A 12,727-nucleotide genomic window follows, 5' to 3' on the forward strand; every position below is an offset into this window, starting at 1 on the left:
GCTGGCTACCCTGACGCACACCGACACGACGCGCGGAGGGGAGACGGCGGTGTACGGCGACCCCGAGGTGATGCGGCATCGCGCCACCGAGCTGCGCGAGCAGGCCACCGAGCTGCGCCGGCTGGCCGACCGCCTCGTCGGCCAGGCCGAGACCGTCGCGTGGACCGGCCGGGCCGCCGTCGCCATGCGCGAGCGGATCCGCGACCGCGCAGCCCGGCTGCGCGACCTGGCCGGCGGCCACGAGGAGGCCGCGACGCTGCTCGACCGGCATCGCGAGGAGGTCGAGCGGCTCACCGAGCTGATCGCCGAGCGGGAGCGTCGCACCCGACCGGACGCGCCCGGGCCGCTGCCACCCTCCGGGCACCGCGACTGGCTGAACTACGTCGGGACCTCGGCGACGGCCCCGCCGGACGACGTCCCTCGTGACACCGGAGGTGCGCCGTGACCGTCGTCGACCTCACCACCACCCCCGCGCCCGAGCCGGCCGGGCTGCTGGACGGGCTGCCCCGCCGGGTCGGCCTCACCCTGGCCGAGCTGCGGCATGCCGCCCGGCTCGCGGGCGGTGCGCCCCTCCCCTTCGACGACGCGGCGACGGCCGGCGGCGTCGCACCCGGCGGGCGGCCGGCAGACCGGTTGGCCGACCGGCTGGGCGAGGAGGCGACCGGCGCCGCGGGGCCGGCGTACGACCGGATCGTGGCGGGCCTCCCCGACCCCGCCTCGTCGCTCGGCCGGCGCGGGCTGGCCCAGGGCACGGCCCTCGACGCCGGGCTCGCCGGCGCCCTCGGACTGCTCGCCACACCGAGGCTGGCCGTCGACCTCGACCTCGCCACGCCGACCGGACGGGTGCGGTCGTGGCACCGACAGCGGGGCCCGGCCGTCGCGACCCTGTCGACGGCCGACGGGGTGCTCTTCGAGGTCGCGTGGTGCCACGCGAGCCAGTGGACCGACGAGCTGGCCCGGGTGGCGACGGTGCCCGAGCTGCCGACGGGGCCCGAGGAGCCGGACGAGCGCGCGCGACGGACCGTGCTGCTGCCCTTCGAGCTGGCCGACGCGGCAACCGAGGCCCAGACCGCGGGGAGGCACGACGTGCTGCCGGCGTTGCTCGACCAGGCCGGGCCGGTCACCGACGTCCAGGGCCGCGCCCTCGAGCGGGCCGAGGCACTCGCCGCGCTGTCGGGGCTGGCGGCCGCCACCCACGGGCGGCTCCGCGCGCTCGCCACCGACGTCACCCGGACCGACGCGCTGCCCGTCGCCACCGTCGCCTGGCTGCTCGGCGACCGGGGCTGGCTGGCACTCGAGCCGGCCTCGGGAGCAACCGCCACGCTGCGCCTCGCGCCCGTGCGGCCCGTCGACCTCGGCGGTGCCCTCGCCCCCGCCCTGGCCGCCGTGACCTCCGCCGGGGCGGCGTCGTGACCGGGGTGCCGGGGGCCACCGACGGCTTCGAGCAGATGATGGCGCTGGCCGACGTGTTCGACGCCACCGGGGCCGAGCTGCGCCATCGCGCCCGGCTCGGGACCGACGTCCTGGCCGACCCCGACATCGAGCCGTCCGCCGCGCTCAGCCCGCGCACCTTCGAGGCGCTCGAGACGGCGCTGCGCGCCCTCTCGACCGGCAAGGCCGGGCTGCAGACCCGCTCGGTCGAGCTGGACGCCGACGCGTTCGTGGTGCGGGCGACGGTGCTGACCTACCGCTGGATCGAGGAGCTGCAGGAGGCGGCGTACTCCACCCTCGGCCGGATCGCCGGGCGCGCCGTCGGCTACCTCGCCCCCCAGGTCGCGCTGGGCGGGGCGATCGTGTCGGCCGGTCTGATCGAGACCGAGTCGATGGAGCGCGACGACGTCGCGGCCTATCTCTCCGAGCTCGCGGAGCAGAACCCCGAGCTGCGTGAGCACCTCACCAGCGGAGGAGGCGGGCTGCTGGAGAGTCTGCAGATGCGTGGCCTCCTCACCACCGGACTGTCGGCCGACGAGACCCCGGGACTGGCCGCGGAGGGGCTCGACCGGCTGGGGCTGTCGGCGCTGCCGGTCTCGCCCTCGGCCGCGGTGCGCGATGTCGCGGGGGCCGTGCTCGGGAGTGCCGAGCACGACGGGGCCACCGAGGTCGCGGAGGGCAGGCCCCGCGGCCTCGCGGATCTGGTCGACGGACTGCTGGCCGCGACGAGCCGGGTGGTGGTGGCCCGCGTCGCCGAGGGGCGGTACGTCGCCTGGCTGCCCGGCCCGCACGTCGGGCTGCGCGGGCTGCGGTTGGTGGGGGACGAGGGTGACTACCCCTCGGCGGTGGTCGAGGCGCTGGCCGACGCGACGGCCGGCGACGAGGACGCGCGGGTGCTGCTGGTCGGACTGGCACAGGGCGGCGTCGCGGCCGCCGCGGTCGCGGCCGCCGAGCACGAGGGCTTCACGGTCGACCAGGTCGTGGTCGCCGGCTCCCCCGCGGCGCAGGTGCCGCGGCTCCCCGACCACGTGCGGCTGCTGGCGCTGGAGGAGCGGAGCGACCCGGTGGCGCTGCTCGGAGCCGTGCTGCATGCCGGTGACGAACGCCGGGTCACCGTGGTCTTCGAGTCCCGCGAGCCCGGACCCTCGGCCTACGCCGAGGGCGCGCGGGTCGCCGATGCGGCCGCCGACCCCGTGCTGCGCGCCGAGTTCGCGCGGCTCCGCCAGACGGGCTTCCTGGGCTGAGCCGCTCTCAGCGGGGCTTCAGCGGGGCCGCCGTACCGTCGGAGAAGTGCCGACGACCGTTGCTCGCACCAGCCGTGACCAGGCCGCGCAACCGTCGGGGACGGGGTCCTCGGGGATGCGGGTGGTCGTGCTGGTCGCCGTCGCGACGGCCCTGCTGCGGGTGCCCTTCCTGGCCCGCCAGGAGTATCCCGACGAGGGCGGTCTGCTGGTGGTCGCCCGCCACTGGACCAGCCTCGGTCCGTACCTCTACGGCTCGCTGTTCGTCGACCGGCCGCCGGCGCTGGTGGCGGTCTTCAAGGTGGCCGATCTCGCGGGTGGTCTGACCGCGCTCCGCCTGCTGGGCCTGCTCCTGGCCGGCGCCTCGGTGCTGCTGGCCGGCATGGCCGGCTCGGCGGTCGGCGGCCGCCGTGGGGCGATCGCGGCCGCTGCCACCGCGGCGATCCTGCTCAGCAACCCGATGCTCGGCAGCCATGAGGTCAACGCCGAGCTGGTCGGGCTGCCGTGGGTGCTGGGCGCGGTGGTGCTCGGGCTGCACGCCCGCCACCGGGTCGGCCCCTGGCCGTGGCTGGTGGCCGGGGCGCTCGCCGGCGTGGCCCCGCTGGTGAAGCAGAACCTCCTCGACGGGCTCGCCTTCCTGGTGGTGCTGGCCGTCGCGGACGCCCTGCGGGAGCGGCACGGATGGCGGGTGGGCGTGCTCCGGGTGGCCGCGACCGCGGCCGGCGCCCTGGCTCCGGCGCTCGTGACGGTCGCCTGGGCCGCCACCGGGCCGGGGCTCGCCCCGCTGTGGGAGGCCGTCGTCACCTTCCGGGTCTCGGCCTCCGAGGTGCTCGCCCAGACCAGCTCCCCGGCCAACGACCATCGGGTCCGGCTGCTGCTGCTCATCGCCGTGCTGAGCGGACTCGTGCCGCTGCTGCTCACCGCGATCTGGCGGCTGCGACGAGCCTCGCCCCGGAACCCGGTCCTGCTCGCCGGTGCGGCGCTGCTGCTGGTGGAGCTGGTGGGGGTCGTGGGCGGTGGCAGCTATTGGGACCACTATCTGCTGGCCACCATCCCAGGGGTGGCGCTGTTGGTCGCCCTGGCGACCCGGCCGCCCGGGCAGCGGCTGCTCACCGGCGTGCTCGCCGGCTCCCTCGTCTCCGCGCTGGTGGCCGGGGGCGTGACCCTGATCGCCGAGACCGAGCGGTCGCTGGGCCGGGAGGCGACGATGGCCGCGTGGCTGCGCGAGGCACGACAGCCCGGCGACACCGGCCTGGTCATCCACGGCCAGCCGCAGGTGCTGGAGCGGGCCGGGCTGCGGCCGGCGTACCCGTTCCTGTGGAGCCTGCCGACCCGGGTGATGGACCCCGAGCTGGCGCGGATGACGGCGACGCTCGACTCACCCGGCGGCCCCGACTGGGTGGTCCAGCTCGGCTCGATCGACACCTGGTCGCTGGACCCGACGGGTCGGGCCCAGCAGGCGCTCGACGCGCACTACCGCCCGGTGGCGAACGTCTGCGGCTTCCCGGTGCTGCTGCGCCAGGGCGTGCAGCGCACCCTGCCTCCGCCCCCGGACTGCTGACGGGCTCGCCACTCGGTGTGGCAGGGGCCACCCTTCCGGCACGAGGACCGAGGGGGCAGGATGGAGGCGTGAGCGATGTCGCCGTGCTGTCGGACTCCCAGTGCCTCGAGCTGCTCCGGGGCGAGCAGGTCGGCCGGGTCGCGCTCTGCACGGTCGACGGGCCCCAGGTGTTCCCCGTCAACTTCACCCTGACCGACGACTCGGTGGTCTTCCGGACCACGGCCTACAGCGTGCTGGGCACCCACGCCTGGCAGTCCCGGCTGGCCTTCGAGGTCGACCAGATCGACACCGAACGGCGCAGCGGATGGAGCGTGGTCGCCTCCGGGCCCGGAGCCCAGGTGCGGCCCGGCCCCGAGCTCGACGACATCGTGCGGACCTGGAACCCCGACCCGTGGGCCGGCGGCACCCGCCCGCTCTACGTGCGGCTGCGGTGGGACACCCTGTCGGGGCGGCGGATCGGCCCTGCCTAGGTCGTTCGCGTCGCCGGTCACCGGATGACGAAACCCCGCCCGGACGGACCGGACGGGGTCCCGCCTCAGCTGGCGGTGGCGGAGGGATTTGAACCCTCGGTGGGCTTGCACCCACAAACGCTTTCGAGGCGTTCTCCTTAGGCCGCTCGGACACGCCACCGCCGACGAGGGTACCGGAGCGGCACCGGCCCGCCGAATCGGCCGGACCGCCGACGGTGGCTCGCGGAGCCGGGTCAGCCGCTGTCGCGCTGGGCCGCGAAGAACTCCTCCAGCAGCGCCGCGGACTCCTCGGCGAGCACGCCGGTCACCACCTCGGGTCGGTGGTTGAGACGGCGGTCGCGGACGACGTCCCAGAGGCTGCCGACGGCGCCCGCCTTGTCGTCGTACGCCGCGAACACGACGCGCTCGACCCGGGACAGCACGGCGGCGCCCGCGCACATGGTGCACGGCTCGAGCGTCACCACGAGCGTGCAGCCCTCCAGCCGCCACTCACCCCGCCGCGCCGCCGCGGCCCGCAGCGCGACGACCTCGGCGTGGCCGGTGGGGTCGTGGGCCGCCTCCCGCACGTTGTGGCCCGAGCCGAGCACCCGGCCGTCGGGATCGAGGACGACGGCGCCGATCGGCACGTCGCCGGTCGCGAGCGCTGCCCGCGCCTCGTCGAGCGCGAGCCGCATCGGGTCGCCCCAACGAGCGACGGCGGGGTCGGTCATCCTCGCCTCAGGCCGGGCTGAGCCCGACGGCCGCGTCGAACAGGGCGCCGAAGCCGAGCCGGCGGGCCACCTCGGACAGCACCTCGTCGGGATAGAGGTCCTCGGCGTCCTCGTCGAGCAGCGCGCCGAGGTCCATCGCGCTCATCCCGAGGTCGCCCAGGATGTCGAGGTCACCGGCCGGCGCGGGCTCGTCGTCGTCCTCCGGCGTGGGCAGCCCGAGGTGCTCGACGGCCGACGAGGCGAGCTCCCACTCCTCGGCCGCCGTCACGTCCGAGAGCAGCAGCCGCACGTGCGGGCCGGCCACCCGCACCACCAGGAAGAAGTCCTCGTCGACGCCGACGAGACCCAACGCACCGAAGTCGCCGGGGAACCGACGCAGCGCGCCCGCGAAGGTGTCGAGGTCATCGAGCACGGCATGGGCGACCTCCTCCAGCGCCCAGACGCCCTCCTCGCGGTAGGCGGCGAACGCGAAGTCGATCCCCTCGAGCTGCTCGATGGTCACGACTCCAGGGTGACAGACGGCCCCGGCCGCGCCAAGCCGTTTCGACGGCGTCGGGTCACCGGCGGGTCGGGCGTGGAACCGGCCTTCGCCCAGGGCCGTCGGCGGCACTAGGGTGCCGGTCATGCGCACCCTCGTCGTCGACCACCCGCTCGTGTCCCACAAGCTCACCGCGCTGCGCAAGGAGACGACCGACACTCCGACGTTCCGGAGGCTCGCCGACCAGCTGGTCACGCTGCTCGCCTACGAGGCGACGCGCGACGTCCGCGTCGAGGCGATCGACATCCAGACCCCGGTGGCGCCGACCACCGGCGTACGCCTCCGCTCACCGCAGCCGCTGGTGGTCCCGATCCTGCGCGCCGGCCTCGGGATGCTCGACGGGATGCTGCGACTGCTGCCGACCGCCGAGGTCGGCTTCCTCGGCATGATGCGCAACGAGGAGACCCTCGAGGCGTCGACGTACGCCGAGCGGTTGCCCGACGACCTCTCCGGGCGGCAGTGCTACGTCCTGGACCCGATGCTGGCCACCGGCGGCACCCTGGCCGCGGCCATCCACTTCCTCACCGACCGGGGTGCCGACGACATCACCGCGATCTGCCTGCTGGCCGCGCCCGAGGGCTGCGCCCGCCTGGAGCAGGAGCTCGACGGCCTCGACGTCCCCGTCACCGTCGTCACCGCCGCGATGGACGAGCGGCTCAACGAGAAGGGCTACATCGTGCCCGGCCTCGGCGACGCCGGCGATCGCCTCTACGGCAGCGCCGGCTCGCACTGACCGCCCCCTCCCCCGCGGGTCGTGTGTCCCAGCCGTCGTAGTCCCCGCGGGGACGGTCACACAACCCACCTCCCCCGCGGGTCGTGTGTCCCAGCCGTCGTAGTCCCGCGCGGGCCGCCACAACCCGCCGCCCGCGGGTTGTGTGTCCCAGCCGTCGTAGTCCCCGCGGGCACGCGCACACAACCCCACCCAGGCCGACCGATCGGCCGAGCAGAGGCACAGACCTCAGGCGGCGCGGACGAGCGGCACACCCAGGGCGACCAGGTCGGCCATCACCTGGTGCGGCTCGTCACGCAGCTCCACTGCCGTGCAGCGCACGATCACCCGCCCCGGCACCGTGAGCCGGCGTTGGCGGCGCATGTCGTCGGCATAGGTAGCGACGTCGAGATGGAAGGCGCCATCGACCTCGAGAACGAGCAGCCTCCCGTCGGGCAGGTCCCACTCGCAGTCGGTGTAGCGCCGGCGGCCACTGCGGTCCGTCCGCACCTGCTGACGCCTGGGAAGCGCGACTCCCGCGCGCCGGCACGCACGTCGTACGTCGATCTCGGCGACCGACTGCGCGCCCCCGGCAAGATCGCCGATGAGTCGTCGGAAATGGCGACTCCGCCTCAACGGCGGCAGGGCATCGACCGCTTCGGCGTAGCGCGCCGGCGTGGTGAGCCGCTGTTGCACCGTGGCGGCGATCGCTCCCTGACCGGTGCGCAGCTCGCATGAGTAGGCCGCGAACAGCAGCACGGCCTGCTCGAGCCGCATCGTCGGGATCGCGAGGTGGCCGGCGACCCAGATCGGGTAGGGACGTCGACTGCGGAAGAACTTCACCCCCGGGAGCGGCGGAGGCACGTGCTGGTCGTTGACCACCACGGTGATCTCGTCTCGATGCCAGCCGCGCAGGCCGTGCAGCTCTCCACTCGTGAGCGCGCCGAGCACCGCCCGGGGCCCACCGTGCAGCACGGCGACCCAGAGCCTCTGCTCCCAGGACAAGGGGCCCGTGGTCGTGGTCAGCACGGTCGGCGTCCGCTCCGCCCATCGCCCTACGCGCAGGTGGTGGCGCACGGTGGACTCGGTCACTCCGAGTGCTCGCAGCTGTCGTCTCGCCAGCACCCCGGTCTGCCGCTCGGCGAGGGGCGCCCATCGTCGGTCGTCCATGCCAGGGAGCATGCCCACCCGAGCGACTGCCCGCGTCGGCCCTCCACAGGTGCCGTCCCAGACTCGGGCGGGTTGTGTGTCCCAGCCGTCGTAGTCCCCGCGGGGACGGTCACACAGCCCGCGCAGCGGAGTGAGTCGTGTGATCGGCCCGGCGCGGAGGACGACGGCTGGGACACACAACCCCCAGGGCGGGGGGAACCCACCACCTTTAGTACGTTGAAGGCCGGGCGTGCCGTCGATGGCCACCCCTCGAGCAGGACCCCCAGGAGGGCAGCGTGCGCATCGGCATCCCCCGCGAGTCCCAGGACGGCCAGACCCTGGTCGCGGCGACGGCGAAGACGGCTCAGCAGCTGGCCGGGCTCGGCTACGACGTGGTGGTCGAGGCGGGCGCCGGAGCCCATGCCGACCAGCCGGACGCGGCGTACGCCGACGCCGGGATCACCCTCGGCTCCGACGGCGACGTGTGGGGCAGCGACATCGTGGTCAAGGTCGACGCTCCCTCCGACGCCGAGATCGGCAGGCTCCAGCAGGGCGCCACGGTCGTGTCGCTGATGGCGCCGGCCCGCAGCCCCGAGCTGCTGGAGCGGTTGCAGGCAGCCGGGGTGACCGGGCTCGCCATGGACGCAGTGCCGCGGATCTCCCGGGCCCAGTCGATGGACGTGCTGTCGTCGATGGCCAACGTCGCGGGCTACCGCGCGGTGATCGAGGCGGCGCATGCGTTCGGCCGCCAGTTCACCGGACAGGTCACGGCGGCCGGCAAGGTGCCGCCGGCGCGGGTGTTCGTGGTCGGTGCCGGCGTCGCGGGACTGGCCGCGATCGGGGCGGCCGGCTCGATGGGCGCCATCGTGCGCGCCTTCGATGTCCGCCCCGAGGTGGCCGAGCAGGTCGAGTCGATGGGTGCCGAGTTCGTCACCGTCGACATGGAGCAGGAGGTCTCCTCCGACGGCTACGCCAAGGAGATGACCGCCGAGCAGGAGGCCGCCACCGCGGCGATGTACGACGAGGAGGCGAGGGCCGCCGACATCGTCATCACCACCGCCCTGATCCCCGGGCGACCGGCGCCGCTGCTCGTCAAGGAGGAGACGGTGGCCGGCATGCGGCCGGGCACCGTGGTCGTCGACATGGCCGCCGCCAACGGCGGCAACGTGGCCGGCACCGTCGCGGGCGAGAAGGTCGTCACCGCGGGCGGGGTCACGATCATCGGCTACACCGACCTCGCCGGACGGCTCCCGGCGCAGACCTCCCAGCTCTACGGCACCAACATCGTCAACCTGTTCAAGCTGCTCACCCCCGAGAAGGACGGGCAGCTGACCCTCGACATGGACGACGTGGTCCAGCGCGGGATCACCGTGGTCAAGGACGGCGAGCCGATGTGGCCACCGCCGCCGGTGCAGGTCTCGGCCGCGCCCGCGGCGGCCCCGGTGGCGGAGCCGGAGGACCCGGCCGTCCGGGCCGCCCGCGAGGCCGCCGAGGCACACAGCCGCACCCAGCGCCGGCTGGTGATGTCGGCCGTCGCGGCCGCCCTGGTCGTCGCGGCGGTGACCTGGTCGCCGCCGAGCTTCACCGGCTACTTCACGGTGTTCGCGCTCGCGGTCGTGGTCGGGTTCTACGTCATCAGCGGGGTCTCCCACTCGCTGCACACCCCGTTGATGTCGCAGACCAATGCGATCTCGGGGATCATCCTGGTCGGCGCGCTGCTCCAGCTCGGGTCGACGGATCTCGCGGTGACGGTCATGTCCTTCGTGGCCGCGTCCATCGCCTCGATCAACATCTTCGGCGGCTTCCTGGTGACCTACCGCATGCTCGGCATGTTCCGGAAGGAGGCCTGAGCATGGTGATCCAGTTCGTCGCCGGCCTCTACATCATCGCCGGCGTGATGTTCATCCTGTCGCTCGCCGGCCTCTCCCGCCCCACCACGGCGCGGATGGGCACGCTCACCGGCATGGTCGGCATGGCCCTGGCCCTCGCGGCCACGATCATCCACTCGCTCTACATGTCGGGCCACGACCCCGACCGTCGCTCGGTCGGCGTCACCCTGCTGCTGATCGTCGTGGTGCTCGCCATCGGCGCGGCGATCGGTACGCCGGTCGCCCGGCGGGTCGAGATGACCCAGATGCCCGAGCTGATCGCGGCGTTCCACTCCTTCGTCGGCATGGCCGCCGTGCTGGTCGGGTTCAACTCCTTCCTCTCCCCCGAGGGCGAGGGCGGCGCCGTCCACCTGATCGAGGTCGCGCTCGGCGTGCTGATCGGTGCGTTCACCTTCACCGGCTCGGTCGTCGCCTACCTCAAGCTGTCGGCGAAGATGAAGTCCTCTCCGCTCGTGCTGCCTGCCCGCAACGTCCTCAACATGGTCGGGTTCGCGGCGTTCTTCGTGCTGATGATCTGGCTCGTCGTCGCCGAGGACGATTCCCTCGGCGACCCGAGCGGGCTCGGTCTCACCCTGCTGCTGATCATGGCGGCGCTGGGCTTCGCCCTCGGCTTCCACATGGTCGCGGCCATCGGCGGCGGCGACATGCCGGTCGTGGTGTCCATGCTCAACAGCTACTCCGGGTGGGCCGCCGCGGCCGCCGGCTTCATGCTCGGCAACTCGCTGCTGATCATCACCGGGTCGTTGGTCGGCTCCTCCGGTGCGATCCTGAGCTACATCATGTGCCGGGCGATGAACCGGTCGTTCATCTCCGTCATCCTCGGCGGCTTCGGCTCCGACGGGGGCGTCGTCGGCGAGGCCAAGGACTACGGCGAGCACCGCGAGATCAACGCCGACGCGGCGGCCGAGCTGCTGGCCGGCGCCTCCTCGGTGGTGATCACGCCGGGCTACGGCATGGCCACCGCCCAGGCGCAGTACGCCGTCGCCGACCTCACCGCCAAGCTCCGGGCCAAGGGCATCGACGTCCGCTTCGGCATCCACCCCGTCGCGGGCCGGCTCCCCGGGCACATGAACGTGCTGCTGGCCGAGGCCAAGGTCCCCTACGACATCGTCCTGGAGATGGACGAGATCAACGACGACCTCGCCGACACCGACGTCGTCCTGGTCATCGGCGCCAACGACACCGTCAACCCCGCCGCCCTGGAGGAGCCCAACTCCCCCATCGCCGGCATGCCCGTCCTCGAGGTCTGGCACGCGAAGGACGTCATCGTCTTCAAGCGCTCGATGGCCACCGGCTACGCCGGCGTACAGAACCCGCTCTTCTTCCGCGACAACACCCAGATGCTCTTCGGCGACGCCAAGGAGCGCGTCGAGGACATCATCCGCAGCCTGCCGGGCTGATCAGCCCGGGACGCCGCTGCCGGAGTCCATCCGCCCCAGGACGCTGACCATCGCCCACAGGATCATGAACTGGATCACGAAGTAGAACACCGTGATGATCAGCTTGACCGAGGTGGGGGTGCCGGGTCGGGTCCAGGTGAGCACCAGCCCGATGCATCCGCTGCAGACGAAGAGCATCACCCAGATGAACCACCACTGGTGGTACCACTTGATCACGCTGCCCGGCTGCACGAGCGGCCCGCCGCGCATGGTGGCCGCGACGGAGTAGCCCGGACCGGCCTGGCCCTGGACGTGCTCACTCCAGTTGCTGCCGTCCCACCACCGCAGCCCCTCGCCGCCCCACGGGTCGGGGTACCACCCAGGTCCCTTGGCCATCGTCGCGCTCCTCCCGGCCGAGCCGTTGCCGCCAGGATTCCCGATCGTTTGCTGCAATCAGCCCCCCCTCGCGGGCGTGTCGCGGGGTCAAGTGCAGCAAACGATCGCCGAGCGGGACCACTACGTCGGATCGGTCACGAGGGGGAACGACGCGACGGTCTCGTAGCGGGGACGACCCCGAGGACCCTCGCCGAGGTACGACGCCACGAGATCGATCCGGTCGACCGGCCAGGAGGGGCCGGCGTACCCGTCGAGGAGGCGCACCCAGCTGGACACCTCGGTGGGTCGGTTCAGGCGGGCGACCGTGACGTGCGGACGGAACCGCTGGCCGTCGACCTCGATGCCCGACCTGGCGGCGGCCGCCCGCGCGCCGGTGGCCATCCGGCGCAGCTCCTCCTGCCCGGCCTCCTCGAGGTCGAGCCCACACCACAGCACCCGCGCCCGGCCGGCGTTCGGGAAGGCGCCGCCGCCGGCCAGCCGCGCCGGGAAGGGGTGCCGGCGCCCGGCGGCTCGACCCAGCCGCTCCTCCAGCTCGTCGAGCCGGCGCTCGGGCACCTCGGCCAGGAACGCGAGCGTGACGTGCAGCTGCTCGGCCGCGGCCCAGCGGAAGGGCGCCGCATCCCGACGCACCGCGAGGAATGAGTCGAGATCCTCCACGGCCTCGTCACTGGGCGTGACCGCCGCGAACATCCGCACGGCCCCCAGGCTACGGGGGAGAGCGCTGGGGGCCGTGCGGGTCGGTGGGTCAGTCGCCCTCGCCGGGGGTGGTCGTGGCGACCACCTCGCTCCAGCTCGCCTTGGCGCCCGTGTGCCCGGCGTTGACCACGCCGAAGGTGGCGAAGGCGACCGCGCCGAGGGCGACCACGACGCCGGCGGTGCGCAGGATCGGCGCGCGCCCGGCCCTGGCGACCGGCGGCAGCAGGAAGAACACGACGAGCACGATGGCGCCGGCCAGCACGTAGAGGCTGGCCGCGGCCAGGTCGCCGGCCTCGGCGTGCTCCTCGACCAGCTGGCGGGCCGCCGCCGTGGCCGCCTCGTCGACGCGGTGCTGCAGCGCCTCGCCGCTCGCGGAGGCGACCGCGGCGCTCAGGGCGGCCCCGCCGCCGGTCAACACCAGCGGCCACCGCAGGCCGAGCCGCCACCCGGGCTTGACGACATAGACCAGCAGCAGCAGGGCGGCCAGCGGTCCGAGGACCACGGCGGCGTGCACGACGAGCGGGTGCACGGGCAGGCCGGCAATGGTGTCGAACACGG

General features: G+C 73.9%; 14 protein-coding genes and 1 tRNA gene. 8 read left to right on the forward strand and 7 right to left on the reverse strand.

Translation table 11 applies throughout. The features are described 5' to 3' along the window. The first annotated feature begins 49 nt into the window (after nucleotides 1–49). The 5 genes from R2740_RS17550 (at nucleotide 50) to R2740_RS17570 (ending at nucleotide 4,703) form a co-directional block, all read left to right on the forward strand. Nucleotides 50–445: a hypothetical protein gene (locus R2740_RS17550; protein ID WP_371303990.1), complete on the forward strand. Its 396-nt coding sequence runs from the start codon at nucleotides 50–52 to the stop codon at nucleotides 443–445. Then, entirely contained in the window at nucleotides 442–1,413 is a 972-nt protein-coding gene (locus tag R2740_RS17555) for a hypothetical protein (RefSeq protein WP_371303991.1), read from the forward strand. The genes R2740_RS17550 and R2740_RS17555 overlap by 4 nt, the downstream gene beginning before the upstream one ends. Continuing rightward, complete coding sequence (locus R2740_RS17560) at nucleotides 1,410–2,675, forward strand: hypothetical protein (protein ID WP_371303992.1); 1,266 nt, start codon at nucleotides 1,410–1,412, stop codon at nucleotides 2,673–2,675. The genes R2740_RS17555 and R2740_RS17560 overlap by 4 nt, the downstream gene beginning before the upstream one ends. Before the next feature lie 46 nt (nucleotides 2,676–2,721). Continuing rightward, a complete protein-coding gene (locus tag R2740_RS17565) occupies nucleotides 2,722–4,233 on the forward strand; it encodes a hypothetical protein (RefSeq protein WP_371303993.1) in 1,512 nt (503 codons plus the stop codon). Nucleotides 4,234–4,301: 68 nt separating this feature from the next. Beyond that, entirely contained in the window at nucleotides 4,302–4,703 is a 402-nt protein-coding gene (locus R2740_RS17570) for a pyridoxamine 5'-phosphate oxidase family protein (protein WP_371303994.1), read from the forward strand. Between the two features lie 70 nt (nucleotides 4,704–4,773). Here the strand turns inward: R2740_RS17570 and R2740_RS17575 are convergent. From R2740_RS17575 to R2740_RS17585, 3 genes are all read right to left on the reverse strand, one after another. Continuing rightward, nucleotides 4,774–4,863 (reverse strand) — tRNA-Ser (locus tag R2740_RS17575). Nucleotides 4,864–4,936: 73 nt separating this feature from the next. Then, a complete protein-coding gene (tadA, locus tag R2740_RS17580; protein ID WP_371304029.1) occupies nucleotides 4,937–5,377 on the reverse strand; it encodes a tRNA adenosine(34) deaminase TadA in 441 nt (146 codons plus the stop codon). A 43-nt stretch (nucleotides 5,378–5,420) separates the two neighbouring features. Further along, nucleotides 5,421–5,915 carry a tRNA adenosine deaminase-associated protein gene (locus R2740_RS17585; protein WP_371303995.1) on the reverse strand — a complete coding sequence of 165 codons (495 nt, stop codon included), beginning with the start codon at nucleotides 5,913–5,915 and terminating at the stop codon, nucleotides 5,421–5,423. 121 nt (nucleotides 5,916–6,036) lie between these two features. Here R2740_RS17585 and upp point away from each other — a divergent pair, with 121 nt between their 5' ends. Then, entirely contained in the window at nucleotides 6,037–6,684 is a 648-nt protein-coding gene (gene upp, locus R2740_RS17590; protein WP_371303996.1) for a uracil phosphoribosyltransferase, read from the forward strand. Nucleotides 6,685–6,909: 225 nt separating this feature from the next. Here upp and R2740_RS17595 read toward each other — a convergent pair whose 3' ends face one another. Next, nucleotides 6,910–7,830: a hypothetical protein gene (locus R2740_RS17595; RefSeq protein WP_371303997.1), complete on the reverse strand. Its 921-nt coding sequence runs from the start codon at nucleotides 7,828–7,830 to the stop codon at nucleotides 6,910–6,912. Between the two features lie 275 nt (nucleotides 7,831–8,105). Between R2740_RS17595 and R2740_RS17600 the strand changes: the two genes are divergently transcribed. Both R2740_RS17600 and pntB read left to right on the forward strand, forming a co-directional pair. Then, nucleotides 8,106–9,659, forward strand: a complete 1,554-nt coding sequence (locus R2740_RS17600) for a Re/Si-specific NAD(P)(+) transhydrogenase subunit alpha (RefSeq protein WP_371303998.1) — start codon at nucleotides 8,106–8,108, stop codon at nucleotides 9,657–9,659. 2 nt (nucleotides 9,660–9,661) lie between these two features. Then, nucleotides 9,662–11,098, forward strand: coding sequence for a Re/Si-specific NAD(P)(+) transhydrogenase subunit beta (pntB, locus tag R2740_RS17605; protein ID WP_371303999.1), 1,437 nt, complete (start codon nucleotides 9,662–9,664; stop codon nucleotides 11,096–11,098). On the opposite strand, the gene R2740_RS17610 is transcribed toward pntB, so the two are convergent. From R2740_RS17610 to R2740_RS17620, 3 genes are all read right to left on the reverse strand, one after another. Next, nucleotides 11,099–11,473, reverse strand: a complete 375-nt coding sequence (locus R2740_RS17610) for a DUF2510 domain-containing protein (RefSeq protein ID WP_371304000.1) — start codon at nucleotides 11,471–11,473, stop codon at nucleotides 11,099–11,101. Between the two features lie 120 nt (nucleotides 11,474–11,593). Beyond that, nucleotides 11,594–12,163: an RNA 2',3'-cyclic phosphodiesterase gene (gene thpR / locus R2740_RS17615; RefSeq protein ID WP_371304030.1), complete on the reverse strand. Its 570-nt coding sequence runs from the start codon at nucleotides 12,161–12,163 to the stop codon at nucleotides 11,594–11,596. Nucleotides 12,164–12,218: 55 nt separating this feature from the next. After that, complete coding sequence (locus tag R2740_RS17620; protein ID WP_371304001.1) at nucleotides 12,219–12,725, reverse strand: DUF2231 domain-containing protein; 507 nt, start codon at nucleotides 12,723–12,725, stop codon at nucleotides 12,219–12,221. Nucleotides 12,726–12,727 lie beyond the last annotated feature (2 nt).

Origin of the sequence: Nocardioides sp. (genome assembly GCF_041393715.1) — a bacterium.
Classification (GTDB): Bacteria; Actinomycetota; Actinomycetes; order Propionibacteriales; family Nocardioidaceae; genus Nocardioides.